Source organism: Pseudomonas panipatensis (assembly GCF_900099785.1).
Taxonomy (GTDB): Bacteria; Pseudomonadota; Gammaproteobacteria; order Pseudomonadales; family Pseudomonadaceae; genus Pseudomonas; species Pseudomonas panipatensis.
Map to the genome: position 1 here is coordinate 80,573 of NZ_FNDS01000010.1, position 17,520 is coordinate 98,092.

Below are 17,520 nucleotides of genomic sequence, written 5' to 3' on the forward strand. Positions count from 1 at the left end.
CGACAAGAAACGCCCCGTGGCCCATGCCACGGGGCGTTTTGCATTGCGCCGGCCTTTGCGCAGCCCACGGCCAGCGACGGACCGGACGGCGCTGCACGCCAGGGCCCAGCTGTGCGACAATACGCGCTTCGCCCGGTATGCCCCCGCTTTCATGTCACAGCAATGCGGCCATAGCGCGCCGATACAGCTGTCACTCCCGACCCATACCCGACCGCAATGCCCGCCACCGCCCTCTTTCATTCGGCGGCGCTGGCACGCCATCAGCTTCATAGGTAATGCCTTGATCTCCACCGCTAACATCACCATGCAGTTCGGGGCCAAGCCCCTGTTCGAAAACGTCTCCGTCAAATTCGGCAACGGCAACCGCTACGGCCTGATCGGCGCCAACGGCTGCGGCAAGTCCACCTTCATGAAGATTCTCGGCGGCGATCTCGAGCCGAGCGGCGGCCAGGTGATGCTCGAGAACGACGTGCGCCTGGGCAAGCTGCGCCAGGACCAGTTCGCCTACGAAGACTTCTCGGTGATCGACACCGTGATCATGGGTCATGAGGAGCTGTGGCAGGTCAAGGCCGAGCGCGACCGCATCTACTCGCTGCCGGAAATGAGCGAGGAAGACGGCATGGCGGTGGCCGAGCTGGAGGTGCAGTTCGCCGAATTCGACGGCTACACCGCCGAATCCCGCGCCGGCGAGCTGCTGCTCGGTCTGGGCATTCCGCTGGAACAGCATTTCGGTCCGATGAGCGCCGTCGCGCCGGGCTGGAAACTGCGCGTGCTGCTGGCCCAGGCGCTGTTTTCCGATCCCGACCTGCTGCTGCTCGACGAACCGACCAACCACCTGGATATCAACACCATCCGCTGGCTGGAAAGCGTGCTGACCGCGCGTAACAGCACCATGATCATCATTTCCCACGACCGCCACTTCCTGAACAGCGTCTGCACCCACATGGCCGACCTGGACTACGGCGAGCTGCGCCTGTTCCCCGGCAACTACGACGAATACATGACCGCGGCCACCCAGGCCCGCGAGCGCCTGCTGTCGGACAACGCCAAGAAGAAAGCGCAGATCGCCGAACTGCAGACCTTCGTCAGTCGCTTCTCGGCCAACGCCTCCAAGGCCAAGCAGGCCACCAGCCGCGCCCGCCAGATCGACAAGATCCAGTTGGAAGAGGTCAAGCCGTCCAGCCGTGTCAGCCCGTTCATCCGCTTCGAGCAGTACAAGAAGCTGCATCGCCAGGCGGTGACCCTGGAGAACGTCAGCCAGGGCTTCGACGGCGTGCCGCTGTTCAAGGGCCTGAGCCTGCAGGTCGAGGCCGGCGAGCGTATCGCCATCATCGGCCCCAACGGCATCGGCAAGACCACCCTGCTGCGCACCCTGGTCGGTGACATGGCGCCCATCGCCGGCGAGGTGAAGTGGACCGACAGCGCCGACATCGGCTACTTCGCCCAAGACCATGCCGACGACTTCGCCGACGATATGAACCTGTTCGACTGGATGGCCCAGTGGACCCAGGGTGGCGAGCAACTGGTGCGCGGCACCCTCGGGCGCATGCTGTTCTCCAACGACGACATCCAGAAGTCGGTGAAGGTCATCTCCGGTGGCGAGCAGGGCCGCATGCTGTTCGGCCGGCTGATCCTGAAGAAGCCCAACGTGCTGGTGATGGACGAGCCGACCAACCACCTCGACATGGAATCCATCGAGGCGCTCAACCTGGCGCTGGAAAACTACCCGGGCACGCTGATCTTCGTCAGCCACGACCGCGAGTTCGTCTCCTCCCTGGCGACCCGCATCATCGAACTGAGCGAAAACGGCGTGACCGACTTCAGCGGCAGCTATGACGACTACCTGCGTAGCCAGGGCGTGATCGTCTGACCTACCGGCGCAGCGATTCCCGCCTAGGCTGTTAGGAACAGTCGGGCCGGCACGCGCCGGCCCGGATTCCCGGCAACGAGGCGGATAGCATGGCGCGTGTCCCGTTCGGGCTTTTCCTGCTCCTGGTGTTCTGCGCGGCGGCCCACGCCGCGTCGCCGCACCCCTGGAACGCTGGCGCCCAGCGTCTGGACGTGCGCGATCCGCTGAGCGGCCAGCGAATTCCCGCCGTGGCCTTCTACCCGACCCTGGCCCGGAGCCGGCCGACCGCGATCGGCGAGTACCGCCTGAACGTCGCCGTCAACGCGCCAGCGGCCAAAGGCCGTTTCCCGCTCCTGGCGATCTCCCATGGCAACAGCGGCAACCCGCTGGCGCACCGGGACTTGCTGCTGTCCCTGGCGCGCAATGGCTTCGTCGTCATCGGCCTGCTGCATCCGGGCGACAACCCCAGCGACCAGAGCCGCCAGGGGGCGCTGAGCAATCTCTACGGCCGGCCCCTGCAAGTCTCCGCCAGCATCAGCGCGGCACTGGCCGACCCGCACCTGAGCGATTTGATCGACGCCCAGCGCATTGGCGTGATCGGTTACTCCGCCGGCGGCGAAACCGCGCTCATCCTCGCCGGCGCCCGGCCGCGCCCGGAGCGCCTGCGCAAATATTGCCGCGAGCGACCCGACGACGAAGACGCCTGCAGCGCCAATGGCGAACTGCGCGCCGACCGTCCCGACCTGGCGCCACGCGCCGATCCACGGGTGGGCGCTCTGCTGCTGCTCGCGCCCTTGAGCCTGATGTTCGGCAACGACGATCTCGCCGCGGTGACCGTGCCGGTGATGCTCTACACCGGCGACCGCGACCAGGTACTGGACCCCGCCCGCAATGCCAGCGCCCTGCTGCGCAAGCTGCCGCGCCAGCCCGAATACCACGTGCTGCAAGGCGCCGGACACTTCGTGTTCATGACGCCCTGTTCCGCCGACGAAGACGCTGAAACGCCGGAATTGTGCGAAGACGCCATCGGCGTCGACCGCCAGGCCATCCACCGCAGCCTCAATGGCGAGGCCGCGCGCTTCTTCGCCAGCCAGTTGCGCGTCAATCCGCTGCAGGCTTCCTGGCGCTGAGCGCGCGCCGCGCCGCCGGCAACAGGGAAAAGCTGGCGCGCACTATGCAAGGAAGTACCCCGGGAGGCGCCGGCCGCGCGGAGAAATCAGGGCCGGAGCCTGATGGCAGAGGCTGCGTTCAGGAAGGAGGGCACCAAGTTGGGGCGTTTCGTCTGCTTCGTGTTGCTACTGATTTTCTCACTCGCGACCCAGGCCGCGCAGGAGTTGAACGTCGGCTTCCATCGCCTGGAGCTGACCGACCCCCTGGATAACCGGCCGATGCGGGCCATCGCCTTCTATCCGACGCGGGCGGCGGCGCGACCGACCACCATCGGCATCTTCACCCTGCCCCTGGCCGAGGAGGCCCCGGCGGTCGCCGGGCATCATCCGCTGCTGCTGCTCTCCCACGGCAACGGCGGCACCCCGCTAGCCTTGCGCGACCTGGTACTGGCGCTGGCCCAGCGCGGCTTCGTGGTAGTGACCCTGGTGCATCCTGGCGACAATCTGCACGACCAGAGCCGCCTGGGCGCGCTGAGCAACCTCTACGGGCGACCGCTGCAGGTCTCCGAAGCCATCAATGCGGCCCTGCTCGACAAGCGCCTGGCCCCCATGCTCGATCCCCAGCGGATCGGCGTCATCGGCTATTCCGCCGGCGGCGAGACCGCGCTGATCCTGGCCGGCGCCCAGCCGCGCCTCGATCGCCTGCGGTATTACTGTGCGGAACGCCCCGACGATCTCGACGCCTGCAGCAGCCATGGCGAACTGCAGGCCGACCGCAGCGACCTCACCGCCATGTCCGATCCTCGCGTGGGCGCGGTGATGCTCCTGGCGCCGCTGGGACTGATGTTCGGCAGCCACGAACTGGCCAAGGTCGATGTGCCGGTGCTGCTCTACAGCGGCGACAACGACCAGGTGCTGGACTGGACCCGCAACGCTGCCTCCCTCGCCCGCCTGCTGCCGCACATTCCAGACTTCCATCTGCTCAGTGGCGCCGGCCACTTCGTCTTCATGGCGCCGTGCAGCGACGCTGAGACCCAGGCCACGCCGGGCCTGTGCAACGACGCCGCCGGAGTCGACCGGCAGGCCATCCACCGCGACCTGATCACCGACGCCACGCGCTTCTTCAACGACCAACTGAAGGCGCCCAACCTGCAAGCGATGCTGCGCTGAAGGCAGCCCAGCGACAATGAAAAAGCCCCGGCATGCCGGGGCTTTTTTTCACCTTCGGTGCAGGCCTCAGGCCTTGGCGAAGGTCTCGGCGATCTGCTGACGCGCGGCGCTGAGCGCCTGCTGGCGCGGCTCGTCACCGTAGGCCAGGCCCTGGGCGCGAACCACTTCGATATCGCTGATGCCGAGGAAGCCGAGGACCAGCTTCAGGTAGTCCTCGTGGGCGGCGCCACTGGGTTGGCCGGCGTGGATGCCACCGGCGCTGGAAACGATGATCACCTTCTTGCCACCGGCCAGGCCTTCCGGACCTTTTTCGGTGTAGCGGAAGGTCTTGCCGGCCACGGCGATGCGGTCGATCCAGGCCTTGAGCTGGCTGGGCACGCTGAAGTTGTACATGGGCGCGCCGATGACGATGGCGTCCGCCGCGAGGAACTCCTCGATGCTGCTTTCCCCCAGGGCGGCTTCGTGTTTCTGCGCGGCGTCACGCAGCTCGGCCGGAGTATTAGCGGCAACCAGGCTGGCCGAGGACAGGTGGCTGATGGCATCGGCGGCGAGGTCGCGATAGGTGACTTGGACGCCCGGCTCGGCGGCGCGCCAGGCCTGGACCACTTCCTGGCTGAGCTGACGGGAGGCGGAGGCTTCGCCGAGGATGCTGGAATCGATGTGCAGAAGTTTCATGCGGTGCTCCACGTGAATGTGCGGTGGGTGGTCGTTGATCGACAGTGGTATGGATGCTACCGACGTAGGCAATTATGGATAAGTAAGCGAAAATGCGATGATTCGTCCCACTGGCAGGACAATCATGCAAGACCTCAACGATCTCTACTATTTCGCCAAGGTGGTCGAGGCCGGCGGTTTCGCCGCCGCCGGACGCGAACTGGGGCTACCGAAGTCGCGCCTGTCGCGGCGCGTCGCCGAGCTGGAGGCGCGCTTGAACGTGCGTCTGCTGCAACGCACCACGCGCAAGCTGGCGCTGACCGACATCGGCGAACGCTACTACCGGCATTGCCAGGCGATGCTGGTGGAAGCGGAGATGGCCGACGAAGTCGCCGCCCGCCTAAGCGCCGAGCCTCGCGGGCGGGTGCGCCTGTCGTGCCCGGTAGCCCTGGCGGAAACCTCGCTCAACGAGATGCTGCCGGGCTTCCTGGCCAGCTACCCGCAGGTGAACCTCGAACTGCTGCTGACCAACAGGCGCGTCGATCTGCTCAACGAAGGCGTGGATGTCGCGCTGCGCGTGCGCGCAGAGGGCGACGAAGACCCGTCGCTGATCAGCCGGCGGTTGCGCCCCGCGGGGGTGGTCCTGGTTGCCGCGCCCGAATTGCTGCGGGGCCGGGTGCTGAAGGACCCCGAGGACCTCGCCAGCCTGCCCGTGCTCGGTGCCATCGGCAACGACCGCAAGGTGCACTTCCTCCTGCACGGCCCGCAAGGCCAGGTCCGTGAGATCGCACTGGAAGCGCGACTGGCCGCGGAGGACTTCAACCTGCGCAAGACCGTGGCCCTGGCCGGCCTGGGGATCACCACCCTGCCCCTTTATTACTGCGCCGAGGAACTGCAGAACGGCCGCCTGCAACAAGTGCTGCCGGACTGGCAGGAGCCGGCGGCGTTCCTCCAGGCGGTGTACACGCACCGGCGTGGCCTGCTGCCGGCGGTGAGGGCGCTGATCGACTACCTGGCGGAAGCCTTCGCGCGCAGCCAAGGCCTGCTTTAAGGCCGGCTCAGCCGCCCAACTGACGCGCCAGCGCGGCAAACAGGAAGCCGCCGCCCAGGTGGTCGAGCCAGAATGCCTGGTGCAGCAGCACGATGCCCCAGAATGGCAACAGGAAACTGAGTTTGCGGGTCTTGTGGCGGAACAGCCGCTGGGCAAGGAAAGCGCCCGGCCAGCCGCCGAGCAGCTCGAACAGGTGCAGGCTCTGCTCTGGCGTTCGCCACGCACCGCGTTCGGCGCTGCGCTTGTCGCGCCAGTAGGCGAAGAATGCGATCAGGCTGAAGCCGGGATAGGCCAGCAGCCACCCTCCCGGATGCCCGTCATGCAGCCAGGACCATGCGCCGGCCAGCGGCAACAGCAGCAGAGCCGCCAGCAGCGCCAGCGCGGCGGGCATGCTCCGCGGGCGCCTTGCCTCGACGAATTCCCGGCCGCTGCGCGCCTTGGCCCGGGTGGCCGGCGCCGGCGGCTTCTGCCTGATCGGTGGCAGATCGATGGCCAGCCCGGCCAGGCGCGCGTGTTCGGCACGCGGGCGTCCTTGACGATCCGTCCCGGCGACGAAACGCACCGCGTCGCCCTCCAGCGGCCGGCGATCCCCGCGAAACGCCGAAATGTGCAGGAAGAATTCCCCGCCGCCGGCCGGAGGACGAATGAAGCCGAAGCCCTTTTCGTCATCCCAGCGGCTGATGACACCGTCTCTTTCCATGCTCACAACTCATCGACCGCGGCTCAAGGCGCGGCACTGCTCCAATCGATCAGGCCGAATTTCCAGGTGATCAGGATCAGCAGGCCGAAGGCGATGCGATACCAGGCGAACACCACGTAACTGTGACTGGCGATGAACTTCAGCAGCCCACGCACGGCAATCATGGCGAAGATGAACGAGGTGACGAAACCGATGGCGAACACCGGCAGGTCGCTGGGCTGGAACAGCTCGCGGTACTTGTAGCCGGAATACACCGCGGCACCGACCATGGTCGGCATTGCCAAGAAGAAGGAGAACTCGGTAGCCGCCTGGCGCGACAGGCCGAACAGCAAGCCACCGATGATGGTCGCGCCTGAACGCGAGGTGCCCGGGATCAGCGCCAGGCATTGCGCGCAGCCGACCTTCAGGGCATCGCGCCAGCTCATGTCGTCGACCGTGTCGGCGTGCGTGCGGTGCTGGCGTTTCTCCGCCCAGAGGATGACCAGTCCGCCGATCAACAGCGCTGTCGCCACCGTGATCGGGTTGAACAGGTAATGGTGAATCTGCTTGGAGAACGCCACACCCAGCACCACCGCGGGAGCGAAGGCGATCAATAGATTGAGGCTGAATTTCTGCGCCCGGCGTTCGCGCGGCAAGCCGCACAGCACGCCGCGAATCTTGTCGCGGAACTCCCAGACGACGGCGAGGATGGCGGCCAACTGAATGATGATATTGAAGGCCTGGGCACGATCCCCGACAAAGCCCATGAGGTCGGCGACGACGATTTGATGGCCGGTGCTGGAAACCGGCAGGAATTCCGTCAGTCCCTCGACCACGCCCAGCACGAATGCCTGCACGGCACTCCATAGCTCCATATTGATTCTTCCCCCGAAAGCGCGGATCGATCCGCTTGTCATAGTTACCCTGCCCGTGGCCGCCGGACGCTGCCGGCGAGGCAGATGCCGCAAGGCTTCGTGCCGCAGGGGTTCCGCATGCTACTGCATTGCATTGCCAAGGCAGAGGGCGTCACGAAAAATTCTCGCGGCGAGAAGCCCGACACGCATCGAGGCCTACCGCCTGCATGGACGTTTCCTGCTCGCAGCCCCTATTCGACCTGGCTGGCACGGCAAACCATTGAAAATCAAGTGCACGCGCGTACCAAAAAAACCGCTTCCAAGCACTTTTGTATCAGCGCAGTTACACCTCGATGCCGTTCAATGGCCCTGCTCACGGGAAGATCGACCAGTTCACGAAATTCTGTTTCAGGGCTGAAACAGCTCATCGCAAAGCACCGTAACAAGGCCGTCGCACTCCTATTCCTCAGGGCCGATCGATTGAATGTTGTTTCACCCGCGCAACAGCAGCCGTCCATACGACACTAGAGATTAAATGTAGATCACTGATTTAAAACAATAAATAAAACACGGCACGGCTCCTGCTCCAGGTTGGTACAGCTGTTTAGGGCACAGCGCACCAAAAAAGGAACTGCCGCCATGGGGAACATCGATTCAAGGATCGTCGCCGCAATCACTGCATGCGGCTGTCTCATCGGAATCCTGGCCAGCACACCTGTCAGCGCAGGCGACGGCACCATCGTCCTGCAGCGTGTGGTGCAGCCCAGGGTTGCTACCCGTCCCACCATGGTCCCCGATCCCAACCCGGTGACCGTCAATCCCAATATCTCCGCCCAGGTCGTGCAAATGACCGGCAGCGCCGAGGTCAGCGACAGCGAATTCGCCAACGTGACCAGCGGCTCCAGCATCCAGCGCCTGATCGTGCCGAACGGCGGCCTGGTGGGCATGGACAACACCACCAACCGCACCGTTTCCAACATGGGCATGGTCAGCGGCGCGCGCAGCGCCGATGGCAACAGCGGTGTCTCGGGACAGGTCGGCCGGGCGGTACAAACCGGACTCGCGCCGCTGCAGATACTGACGGGAGGCCGCTGACATGAAACGTCTGCTGCTCCCTCTCGGGCTGCTCTGCAGCCTGGCCGCGCATGCCGCGCCCGTGGTCCAGCCACAGGAAGTCAACGTTTCCAGCATTGGCGGCTCCGGGGTTGGCTACCAGGGCAACTTCTCGGTCAACCAGGCCGCTGGCGACCAGCAACAACAGGTCAACAGCCGCGCCATTTCCCTGGGCAGCGAGTCCAGTGCCAGCAACCAGATCCGCCAGCAGGTGAATGCCAAGGTCGATCCATCACAGGCGGCCACATCGCGCATTCAGGGCAATGCATTCAGCAATGGCAACGGCGCACTGGGCGTGAACCAGTCGGCCGGCGCCGCCAATCAGCAAGCCAATGCCTTGCGGGTCAGCATCAGTGCTTACCCGCAAAGCGTCGATGACAGCGTGCTTTCGCAACAGAACGTCACGCTGCCGCAGAACTCAGGTCCAGGGGCTTCCGACTCGGGAAGCCGGCAGGTCGTCACCAGCGACCAGGCATTCGCCGGCAGCCGGGGTGTGGTGCAACTGAACCAGAGCGCCGGGGTGGGGAATCGTATGGGTAACACCCTGAGCATCCGGGTCGCTGACTGACCCACGCCAACAATCAAAACACTAAGCACCATCCAAGCAAGGAGATACACCATGAAACCGACAATGGCACTCAAGCCGCTGGTTTTCGCTGTGACTGCTGTCATGGCTGTGGCTGTATATGCTGGTAACAACGAAAACGGCAACGGTCACCACCACCATGGCCATGGTTATGGCAACCACGACCCGCGCACCCCCTACGATCCCTACAAGGACCCACGGATCGAAGCCGGTGCCAGCGCCATCGTGACCGATACCCAGGATAGTCACGGCAACAGCGTGAGCAACGAAGGCACCAAAAATACCGGCTCCGTCAGCGGTTCGCTGGGCAGCGCTTCGGGCAACGTCGGCGTGAACGTCGCCGGCGGCGACCTCAACCAACAGGCCAACGCCGCCGCCCTGGCCACCGCGGATGAGAAATTCATCTTCGGTTATGCCGAAGCATCGACCACGGTCGATCAGAAGAACCACAACAACAGCGTGGACAACTACTCCACGCAGAACAACGCGTCCCTCAGCAATTCGGCCAACTCCTCCTCCGGTAACATTGGCATCAACGTGACCGCTGGCAACTTCAACCAACAGAAAAACGACCTGGCCGCCGCGGTTTCCGGCGGTGCTGTGAGCGGTGCCACCAGCAGCGCCTCGCAGACCTCCAACGGCAACAGCGTCAGCAACGTCGGTCTGGCGACCTACGACACCCAGACCCTCAAGGCGACCGTGGACCTGAAGGGCTCGTACAAGGGCAGCGGCACTGGCTACGTGGTTGACAAGGACAGCAAAGACCACCATGGCGGCGGCTGGGGCAACAACGACAGCGTCACCAACGACCGTGGCGGCAAGGATCAGAAAGATCCGCTTTACTTCACCGAAAGTGGTTCTACCGAGCTGAAAGGCCAAGCCACTTATCAGGTGCTGGTACAGAGCGGCTGGAAAGATCCGGTCACCAACAACGCGACCATCAGTGGCTCGCTCAACAACGTGTCGGGTAACGTCGGCGCAAACATCGCCGCCGGTGTCGGCAACCAGCAGAGCAACTCGCTGTCCATCGCCGCAGGCTGCAAATCCTGCCTGTAAGCGAAGCAGCGTAGTACCGGAGGCTCCGTTCGCGGGGCCTCCTCCTTTGCCACAGCTGCTACAGGCCCCGTCACTATGCGAACGTCCGCCCTGCTCCTGCTCGCTCTACTCCCTTGCCTAGGCCAAGCCGCGCAAATCGCGGTACCCGCGCTACCGGGCGGTACGCTGGTCTACAAGCACGTCGAGAGTATCCGCGAGCGGCGCTTCGCCAATCTGGTGGAGCAGAAGACGGACTTCAGCTGCGGCGCCGCCGCCCTCGCCACCATCCTGCGCCAGGCCTACCAACTGGACGTGGACGAGGACTTCGTCATCAGAGGCATGCTGGTGGAGGCTGACCAGAACCTGGTCCGTACCCAAGGTTTTTCGATGCTCGACATGAAGCGCTACCTGGAGAGCATCGGCATGCGCGCTCGCGGCTACCGGATTCCCAGCACTTCACTGGACAAATTGAGCATCCCGGTGATCGTCCTGATGGATATCCGTGGCTACAAGCATTTCGTCGTCTTACAGCGCACCAGCAAGGGCTTCGTCTATGTCGGCGATCCGGTGCTGGGCCACAAACGCTACACCGAAGAAGACTTCCTCAAGGGTTGGAACGGCATCATCTTCGCCATCATCGGGCCGGGCTACGACAAGGCCAACGCCTTGCTGACGCCGCCCGAACCACTCACGGCGAAGAACCGCCTGGACGCCTTCCACCCGGTCAAGGATGCCGAGCTGATGGACTTCGGCTTCATCCAGAGCGACTTCTTCTGAGTGTAAAAAACTACGAGGGCGGAGCCCCTCCAGGGAGGAAACATGAAACTCATACCTTGGATTTCCGCTGCCTGCATTGCCACCTGCCTGCCGCTGCAAGCCAGCGTGCTGCGGCCGGTGGAACTGAGCGACCAGGAAATGTCGCAACTGCGCGGGCGCTATGTGATGCCAGGACGGGTCATCAGTTTCGGTATCGTCATGAGCAGCACCTGGAAAAACGCCGCGGGCGACAACATCGGCGCCAAGGTGGCGATGCAAGTACAACAATCCACCATCAAGCCGCAGTTCTACGTCACCACCATCAGCCAGACCGGCAATGGCAGCACGCCCGCCGCGGGCAATGGCAGCATCAGCGGCGGCGCCGGCCTCAGCCAGACCCAGGGCGTGACCCAGAGCGTGCGCTCGGCGGGCAACTTCAACAGCGCCTATAACAACGTCTCCATCGATGTCAGCGAAGCCAACCAGGCGCCGGCGGCCATCACGCCCGCTGGTCAGGCGCTGACGCAACCGATCACCGCCAGCAACGGAGCCGGCAGCGTGACCGTGACGTCGGGTAACGGCGGCCTGCAGATGGCCATCCTGGCCAACGGACAAGGCAATAGCCTGCAGCAGATCGGCGCCGGCAACCTGCTGCAAGCGGCGAACCTGGTCGGCTCGCGCAACGACGTCCAGAACATCGCGGCGCTCAGCGTGGTGCTGAGCAACAACCAACCCTCGGTCGGAAGCCTGAACTGCAATCTCGATCAACTACGTAACCTGCGCCCCAGCGGTTTGTGATCTACGCTCCTTGAGAATAACTAAAAACTAGTAGTCAAACTCCTTGGGGAAGCTTCCGCTATGCATCGAATCTCATCGCTTCGATTGGCTATCTGTGTGTGCGCGGTTCTCCCTTCGGCCTTCGTCCAGGCAGCGACGCAGGCCGAAGTGGATGCTCTGAAACAGGAACTGGATGCGCTCAAGCAGCGCTACGAGACTCAGCAGAAGGCGCTGATGGTGCTCGAACAGCGCGTACGCCAGGTGGAGGACCAGGCGCCCGCGCCGCAGCAACCGAAGCGCCTGGTGGTCTCGACCAACAAACCATCGCCGACCAAGTCTGGCAGCAGCTCCTACGGTGAAGCCCTGAAGGAAGACTCGTCGCCGCCGAAAAGCGTGGAAAACCTCTACGACGAAGCCAGTGGCTTCTTCGGCAACGGCACCTTCAGTGTCGAGACCGGTCTGACCTACACCCACTACGACACCCGCCAGCTCCTGCTCAACGGCTTCCTGGCGCTGGACTCGATCTTCCTCGGCAATATCGGCATCGACCACATCAAGGCGGACAACTGGCAGCTCGACGTCACCGGCCGCTACAACTGGAACAACCGCTGGCAATTCGACGTCAACGTCCCCGTGCTCTATCGCGAGAGCACCTACGAGTCCGCCGGTGCCGGCAACTCCACGGCCCAGGTCACCGACGAAACGGTGCGCCGCGACCCGACCATCGGCGACGTCAACGCCGGCATCTCCTACAAGTTCCTCGACGAAACCGAAAGCCGTCCGGACGCCGTGGTCAGCCTGCGCGTCAAGGCGCCGACCGGCAAGGACCCCTATGGCATCAAGCTGGTGCGCTCGGCGAGCAACGACAACCTCAACGTCCCCGAAGACCTGCCCACGGGCAACGGCGTGTGGTCCATCACGCCCGGCCTGTCGCTGGTCAAGACGGTCGATCCGGCAGTGCTCTTCGGCAGCCTGAGCTACACCCACAACTTCCAGCGCTCGTTCAACGACATCAGCCCGCAACAGGGCACCAAGCTGGGCGGCGACGTCGAGTTGGGCGACTGGTTCCAGTTCGGCGCCGGCGTGGCGTTCGCCCTCAACGAGAAGACCAGTATGTCCTTCTCCTTCTCCAACCTGGTCGCGCAGAAGAGCAAGATCAAGCCCGATGGCCAAGGCTGGCAGACCGTCACCGGCAGCGATGCCAACGCCGCCTACTTCAACTGGGGCCTGACCTATGCGGTCACGCCCAAGTTCACCATCGTGCCGAACCTGTCGATCGGCATCTCGCCCGATGCGCCGGACTACAGCCTCAGCGTCAAGTTCCCGTACTACTTCTGAACCGCGCAAACGACAACGGCCCCATTCGGGGCCGTTTTCATTGCAGCGTCGACTCAGCGCAACTGATGCTTGTGCAGCAGGCGATAGAAGGTCGGCCGGGAAATCCCCAGCATGCGCGCCGCCACGCTGAGGTTGTCGCCATGGCGGGCCAGGGCATCGCACATGGCCTGGCGCTCGGCGCCGAGCTTGTATTCCTCCAGGGTCACCAGCGGCGAGTGCCCGGCGCGCCCCTGCTGACGCTCCAGCCCCAGGTCGATCGCCTCGATTTGCCGGCCCTCGGCCAACACCAGCCCGCGACGCACGCGGTTGGCCAGTTCGCGGACATTGCCTGGCCAACTGTGCTCGGCCATCGCCGATAACGCGTCCTCACTGAAGCGCCGCGGCCGGCGCCCGGTCTCGACGCTGTAAAGACGGGCAAAATGATTGGCCAGCAGCGCCAGGTCGCCATTGCGCTCGCGCAGTGGCGCGGTCGACACCTGCAGCACGTTCAGCCGGTAGTAGAGGTCCTCGCGAAAACGGCCATCCAGGATGGCCGCTTCGAGGTCGACGTGAGTCGCCGCCAGCACCCGCACGTCCACGCTGATCGGCTGGCTGCCGCCGACCCGCTCGATCTGTTTCTCCTGCAATACCCGCAGGAGGTTCGCCTGCAACTCCAGGGGCAAGTCACCGACTTCGTCGAGAAATAATGTGCCGCCGTTGGCCTGTTCGAAACGACCGGTCTTGCGCTGGTGCGCGCCGGTGAAGGCGCCCTTCTCGTGGCCGAACAGCTCGGACTGGATCAGGTGTTCGGGAATGGCCCCGCAGTTGATCGCGACGAAGGGTCGAGCGGCGCGCCGCGACTGGCGATGCAGGGTGCGCGCCACCAGTTCCTTGCCGGTGCCGCTCTCACCACGGATCAACACCGGCGACTCGGTCGGGGCAAACTTGGCCAGCAGGCGACGCAGCTCCTGCACCGAACGGCTCTCGCCGAGCAGCTCGTGGTTGTGCTCGTCACTGTGTGCGCTGCCCCGCCCGCGCAGGCGCGCCATGCCGAAGGCGCGGCCGAGCGTGACCTGCACCCGCGCCACATCGAAGGGCAAGGTGTGGAAGTCGAAGAACCATTCGCAGACGAAATCACCCACTTCCTGATTGGGCAATAGCTCCGGACTGAGCACCGCGATCCATTCGGTGCCGCTGCGGCTGATCATGTCCTTCACCGACTCCCGACGCTCCAGGTGCCGGGGCTGCAGGCGCAGAAGACCGACGTCGCAACTGCGCTCGCTGGCCAGATCGAGCGCGCAACTGTCTACCTCCCATCCTGCGGCCCGGAGTCCGGGTAATAAACGCCGACAGTCATCGCAGGGATCGACCACCAGCAAACGACGTCGATTCGACGCTGCTTCGAGCATGCTCCCTTCCTTGGCGCCATTATTTTGAAAAACTTTATAAAACAGTTGGTTGGCGCTCCAAGATGTAAAGCTAGCAATATTTTGACGCAACCAACCGACCGTTTTTCTATAAGGTCAATGCCGAAAAAATCTCACCAACCATGCCCGCGCCGCTTGACTTCCAGCCGTCGCACGAACTCTTCCAGCACCAGCTTGTAGAGGTCATCGCCGAGGAATACATCCTCGACCCCGCAATCGATGTTGGGGTTGTCGTTCACCTCGATCACCACCACCCGCTCGCCCGACTGCTTGAGGTCGACGCCATAGAGGCCGTCGCCGATCAGGTTGGCGGTCTTCAACGCCAGTTCCACCACCTTGCGCGGCGCCTCGTGGACCGCCATGGTGCGGAAATCGCCGCTCAGCTCCTGTGCATCCGGGCTGTGGTCGTAGATCTGCCAGTGGCCCTTGGACATGAAGTACTGGCAGGCAAAGATCGGCTTCTGATTGAGCACGCCGATGCGCCAGTCGTATTCGGTATAGAAGAACTCCTGGGCGAGGATCAACACCGAGCGCTCGAACAGCTCGGCGCTGGCCTTGAGCAGTTCCTCCTGGTTCTCCACCTTGACCACCCCGCGGGAAAAACTGCCGTCGGGAATCTTCAGCACCAGCGGGAAGCCCAGGCGCTCGCCAAGCCGCTCCAGCTCCTGGGGATTGTCCTTATAGAGAATCTCGGTGGCCGGCATTCCCAACTTGTGGCTGCGCAGCAGATCGGCCAGATAGACCTTGTTGGTGCAGCGCAGGATCGACACCGGGTCGTCCATCACCACCAGCCCCTCGCTCTCGGCCTTCTTGGCGAAACGGTAGGTGTGGTTGTCGACCCGCGTGGTCTCGCGGATGAACAACGCGTCGTACTCGGCCAGGCGGGAATAGTCCTTCTTCTCGATCAGCTCGACATCGATACCGAGGCCGCGGCCGACCCGGATGAATTGCTTGAGTGCCTTGGCGTCCGAGGGCGGGAAGGCTTCGGCGGGATCGTGGAGGATGGCCAGATCGTAGCGGTACTGCCTGCGCGAACGCGGCTTGCGCCAGATCTGTCGGCTGAAGCTGTCCAGGGCGCTGGCGAAGAGATCTTCCTGATCCTCGCGCAACTTGTGGATGTTGCCCGGCTTGATGCCCTCGATATGCCAACCGCGGCTCTTGCGGAACTCCACCAGCAACATCGGGCAAGGAAAGGACTCGAACAACTGGCGCGCCAGTTCCTGCAGGGGCTCCAGGTCCGTGCGGCCGAAATACAGGGTCAGGGTGAAGCCATCGGTATTGCCGTAGGGATGGTCGGACAATGCCTTGTCCAGGGTCCTTTCCAGATCCTCCAGGCCCAGGCTGTACAGCGACTTGCGGGCCAGCTCGCTGATGGTCCGCACCGACGGAATCACCTTGTGCCCGCGTGCCTCGGCCAAGAGCGAGCAGTAATAGCCATGCCCGAGGTATTTGTAGTTGCGGCACAGGTTGATCACCTGCACGCGCTTGCCATTGTCGTCATCGATGGGTGACTCCAGGTACTCCTGGGCGGTCAGCACATCTTCACTGGGATAGTACGAAGCCCAATCTTCCTTGCGCTCGACGATGATGCACAGTTTGCTCACGACACCTCCGGAAAACCGCGGCGGCAAAGGGCCGCCCTTGCTACCCCAGGGTTGCGGGGCAATACTCCTGGCAGACGCCACACGGCCTTCGACCGCACCCACGGCGCCATGTTCAGACCGTTTCCCAGACAATTAAGCTGGCATGGAACGGGAACTCCAGCGGCCTTACGCACTATTTACTCGGACTGGCATGAACCTCGAATTACGCGCCGCCACCCTCGACGACCTGGCTGGCCTGGTCGAACTGGAAAACCGTTGCTTCGACTACGACCGCCTGTCCCGGCGCAACTTCCAATGGATGATCAGCCGCGCCAACGCCGAACTGCTGGTCGCCGAGGCCGACGCCTGCCTGCTCGGTTATGTCCTGGTGCTGTTCCACCAGGGCACCTCCCTCGCGCGGCTCTACTCCATCGCCCTGGAAGAGCGCGCGCGCGGCATCGGCCTCGGACAGAAGCTGCTGGACGCTGCGGAACAGGCCGCCATCGATCACGAGTGCGCCTACATGCGCCTGGAAGTGCGCCCGGACAACCGCGGCGCCATCGCGCTCTACGAACGCAACGGCTATCGCCCGTTCGCTACTGTGCACGACTACTACGAGGACCATTGCGAAGCGCTGCGTTTCGAAAAGCGCATCCGCCACCTTGGCGAGCACGCGCAACGCCATGTGCCTTACTACCGGCAGACCACCGACTTCACCTGCGGCCCGGCCTGCCTGCTGATGGCCATGGCCACGCTGCACCCTGGCCGCCCCCTGGAACGCCGCGAGGAGCTACGCCTGTGGCGTGAGGCGACCACCATCTACATGACTGCCGGGCACGGTGGCTGCAGCCCTCAGGGGCTGGCCCTGGCCGCCTGGCGCCGGGGCTTCCGCGTGCGCCTGGCACTCAGCGAGGACGGCCCGCTGTTCCTCGATGGCGTGCGCAGCGAAGACAAGCGCGAGGTGATGCGCCTGGTTCACGAGGACTTCAGCGCCGAACTGAGCGAGAGCGATGTCGAGCCGTTACTGGTCAGCCAGTTGGATATCGCCGGCGCCCTGGAGGCCGGCGGCTTGCCCCTGGTGCTGATCAGCAGCTACCGGCTGACCCGCTCCAAGGCCCCGCACTGGGTGGTGGTCACCGATTGCGACCAGGACTTCATCTACCTGCACGACCCTGACGTCGACCACAGCCAGCACCGCCAGCCGCTGGACTGCCAGCACATTCCGGTCAGCCACGCCGAGTTCGACAAGATGAGCCGCTTCGGCCGGAGCAAGCTGCGCGCGGCAGTGGTGCTGTACCAGCGCTGAAGCGGGCGCCGGCCTTGCGGGCGTCGCTGGCATGCCTGTTGACGCAGTAGGCACAGCCGTTGATCTGCGATGCGCGCAGGCGGATCGGTTCGAGCAGCGAATGGTCCAGGCCGATCATCGCCTTGTAGGCGTCGGCGGACACCTTGGCCCATTCGATACGTGCATTCATGGTTCTCTCCAGTGGTACCCGCGGGCTGCGGGAGTGGGGCTACCTTAGCGCCCCGGGCGCGGGCGCGGGCGCCGAATAGCCAATC

At 64.1% G+C, this 17,520-nt stretch carries 16 protein-coding genes and 1 pseudogene; 11 read left to right on the forward strand and 6 right to left on the reverse strand.

Features of this window, described 5'->3' with window-relative positions; all coding sequences use genetic code 11:
* Nucleotides 1-280: 280 nt before the first annotated feature.
* The 3 genes from BLQ74_RS21540 to BLQ74_RS21550 all read left to right on the forward strand — a co-directional run bounded on the left by BLQ74_RS21540 (nucleotide 281) and on the right by BLQ74_RS21550 (nucleotide 4,128).
* Complete coding sequence (locus BLQ74_RS21540) at nucleotides 281-1,870, forward strand: ABC-F family ATPase (protein WP_090266204.1); 1,590 nt, start codon at nucleotides 281-283, stop codon at nucleotides 1,868-1,870.
* Nucleotides 1,871-1,959: 89 nt separating this feature from the next.
* Entirely contained in the window at nucleotides 1,960-2,979 is a 1,020-nt protein-coding gene (locus BLQ74_RS21545) for an alpha/beta hydrolase family protein (protein ID WP_090266207.1), read from the forward strand.
* A gap of 102 nt (nucleotides 2,980-3,081) precedes the next feature.
* The gene (locus tag BLQ74_RS21550) at nucleotides 3,082-4,128 is read left to right on the forward strand and encodes an alpha/beta hydrolase family protein (protein WP_090266209.1); all 1,047 of its coding nucleotides are present in this window, start codon (nucleotides 3,082-3,084) and stop codon (nucleotides 4,126-4,128) included.
* Nucleotides 4,129-4,194: 66 nt separating this feature from the next.
* Here BLQ74_RS21550 and BLQ74_RS21555 read toward each other — a convergent pair whose 3' ends face one another.
* Nucleotides 4,195-4,803, reverse strand: coding sequence for an FMN-dependent NADH-azoreductase (locus tag BLQ74_RS21555; protein WP_090266212.1), 609 nt, complete (start codon nucleotides 4,801-4,803; stop codon nucleotides 4,195-4,197).
* Between the two features lie 124 nt (nucleotides 4,804-4,927).
* Here BLQ74_RS21555 and BLQ74_RS21560 point away from each other — a divergent pair, with 124 nt between their 5' ends.
* On the forward strand, nucleotides 4,928-5,833 hold the full coding sequence (locus tag BLQ74_RS21560) for a LysR substrate-binding domain-containing protein (protein ID WP_090266215.1): 906 nt from the start codon (nucleotides 4,928-4,930) through the stop codon (nucleotides 5,831-5,833).
* Nucleotides 5,834-5,840: 7 nt separating this feature from the next.
* Here the strand turns inward: BLQ74_RS21560 and BLQ74_RS21565 are convergent, their stop codons facing one another.
* Both BLQ74_RS21565 and BLQ74_RS21570 read right to left on the reverse strand, forming a co-directional pair.
* Nucleotides 5,841-6,533, reverse strand: a complete 693-nt coding sequence (locus BLQ74_RS21565) for a DUF1294 domain-containing protein (RefSeq protein ID WP_090266217.1) — start codon at nucleotides 6,531-6,533, stop codon at nucleotides 5,841-5,843.
* 23 nt (nucleotides 6,534-6,556) lie between these two features.
* Nucleotides 6,557-7,387, reverse strand: a complete 831-nt coding sequence (locus BLQ74_RS21570) for an undecaprenyl-diphosphate phosphatase (protein WP_090266219.1) — start codon at nucleotides 7,385-7,387, stop codon at nucleotides 6,557-6,559.
* A gap of 618 nt (nucleotides 7,388-8,005) precedes the next feature.
* Between BLQ74_RS21570 and BLQ74_RS21575 the strand changes: the two genes are divergently transcribed.
* From BLQ74_RS21575 to BLQ74_RS21600, 6 genes are all read left to right on the forward strand, one after another.
* Complete coding sequence (locus BLQ74_RS21575; RefSeq protein WP_090266221.1) at nucleotides 8,006-8,461, forward strand: hypothetical protein; 456 nt, start codon at nucleotides 8,006-8,008, stop codon at nucleotides 8,459-8,461.
* A gap of 1 nt (nucleotide 8,462) precedes the next feature.
* Nucleotides 8,463-9,047: an adhesin gene (locus tag BLQ74_RS21580; RefSeq protein WP_090266223.1), complete on the forward strand. Its 585-nt coding sequence runs from the start codon at nucleotides 8,463-8,465 to the stop codon at nucleotides 9,045-9,047.
* Between the two features lie 51 nt (nucleotides 9,048-9,098).
* On the forward strand, nucleotides 9,099-10,121 hold the full coding sequence (locus tag BLQ74_RS21585; protein ID WP_090266225.1) for a heme utilization protein: 1,023 nt from the start codon (nucleotides 9,099-9,101) through the stop codon (nucleotides 10,119-10,121).
* A 75-nt stretch (nucleotides 10,122-10,196) separates the two neighbouring features.
* A complete protein-coding gene (locus tag BLQ74_RS21590) occupies nucleotides 10,197-10,877 on the forward strand; it encodes a C39 family peptidase (RefSeq protein ID WP_090266228.1) in 681 nt (226 codons plus the stop codon).
* 42 nt (nucleotides 10,878-10,919) lie between these two features.
* Complete coding sequence (locus BLQ74_RS21595) at nucleotides 10,920-11,654, forward strand: hypothetical protein (protein WP_090266230.1); 735 nt, start codon at nucleotides 10,920-10,922, stop codon at nucleotides 11,652-11,654.
* A 60-nt stretch (nucleotides 11,655-11,714) separates the two neighbouring features.
* Nucleotides 11,715-12,971 (forward strand): coiled-coil domain-containing protein, encoded by a 1,257-nt coding sequence (locus BLQ74_RS21600; RefSeq protein WP_090266232.1) that lies wholly within the window; start codon nucleotides 11,715-11,717, stop codon nucleotides 12,969-12,971.
* Between the two features lie 53 nt (nucleotides 12,972-13,024).
* Here BLQ74_RS21600 and BLQ74_RS21605 read toward each other — a convergent pair whose 3' ends face one another.
* Nucleotides 13,025-14,359, reverse strand: coding sequence for a sigma-54 dependent transcriptional regulator (locus BLQ74_RS21605; protein ID WP_090266234.1), 1,335 nt, complete (start codon nucleotides 14,357-14,359; stop codon nucleotides 13,025-13,027).
* A 131-nt stretch (nucleotides 14,360-14,490) separates the two neighbouring features.
* Complete coding sequence (locus BLQ74_RS21610) at nucleotides 14,491-15,981, reverse strand: RimK family protein (RefSeq protein ID WP_090266236.1); 1,491 nt, start codon at nucleotides 15,979-15,981, stop codon at nucleotides 14,491-14,493.
* Between the two features lie 190 nt (nucleotides 15,982-16,171).
* Between BLQ74_RS21610 and BLQ74_RS21615 the strand changes: the two genes are divergently transcribed.
* Entirely contained in the window at nucleotides 16,172-17,266 is a 1,095-nt protein-coding gene (locus BLQ74_RS21615; RefSeq protein ID WP_090266239.1) for a GNAT family N-acetyltransferase/peptidase C39 family protein, read from the forward strand.
* Between the two features lie 7 nt (nucleotides 17,267-17,273).
* Here the strand turns inward: BLQ74_RS21615 and BLQ74_RS21620 are convergent.
* Nucleotides 17,274-17,435: pseudogene (locus tag BLQ74_RS21620) on the reverse strand (carboxymuconolactone decarboxylase family protein); the annotation flags it as partial.
* Between the last annotated feature and the right edge of the window lie 85 nt (nucleotides 17,436-17,520).

Excerpts from the sequence above, each read along its gene's own strand:
- BLQ74_RS21545 (WP_090266207.1), top strand. The coding sequence starts at position 1,960 with ATGGCGCGTGTCCCGTTCGGGCTTTTCCTGCTCCTGGTGTTCTGCGCG.
- BLQ74_RS21550 (WP_090266209.1), top strand. The coding sequence starts at position 3,082 with ATGGCAGAGGCTGCGTTCAGGAAGGAGGGCACCAAGTTGGGGCGTTTC.
- BLQ74_RS21555 (WP_090266212.1), bottom strand. The coding sequence starts at position 4,803 with ATGAAACTTCTGCACATCGATTCCAGCATCCTCGGCGAAGCCTCCGCC.
- BLQ74_RS21560 (WP_090266215.1), top strand. The coding sequence starts at position 4,928 with ATGCAAGACCTCAACGATCTCTACTATTTCGCCAAGGTGGTCGAGGCC.
- BLQ74_RS21565 (WP_090266217.1), bottom strand. The coding sequence starts at position 6,533 with ATGGAAAGAGACGGTGTCATCAGCCGCTGGGATGACGAAAAGGGCTTC.
- BLQ74_RS21570 (WP_090266219.1), bottom strand. The coding sequence starts at position 7,387 with ATGGAGCTATGGAGTGCCGTGCAGGCATTCGTGCTGGGCGTGGTCGAG.
- BLQ74_RS21575 (WP_090266221.1), top strand. The coding sequence starts at position 8,006 with ATGGGGAACATCGATTCAAGGATCGTCGCCGCAATCACTGCATGCGGC.
- BLQ74_RS21580 (WP_090266223.1), top strand. The coding sequence starts at position 8,463 with ATGAAACGTCTGCTGCTCCCTCTCGGGCTGCTCTGCAGCCTGGCCGCG.
- BLQ74_RS21585 (WP_090266225.1), top strand. The coding sequence starts at position 9,099 with ATGAAACCGACAATGGCACTCAAGCCGCTGGTTTTCGCTGTGACTGCT.
- BLQ74_RS21590 (WP_090266228.1), top strand. The coding sequence starts at position 10,197 with ATGCGAACGTCCGCCCTGCTCCTGCTCGCTCTACTCCCTTGCCTAGGC.
- BLQ74_RS21595 (WP_090266230.1), top strand. The coding sequence starts at position 10,920 with ATGAAACTCATACCTTGGATTTCCGCTGCCTGCATTGCCACCTGCCTG.
- BLQ74_RS21600 (WP_090266232.1), top strand. The coding sequence starts at position 11,715 with ATGCATCGAATCTCATCGCTTCGATTGGCTATCTGTGTGTGCGCGGTT.
- BLQ74_RS21605 (WP_090266234.1), bottom strand. The coding sequence starts at position 14,359 with ATGCTCGAAGCAGCGTCGAATCGACGTCGTTTGCTGGTGGTCGATCCC.
- BLQ74_RS21615 (WP_090266239.1), top strand. The coding sequence starts at position 16,172 with ATGAACCTCGAATTACGCGCCGCCACCCTCGACGACCTGGCTGGCCTG.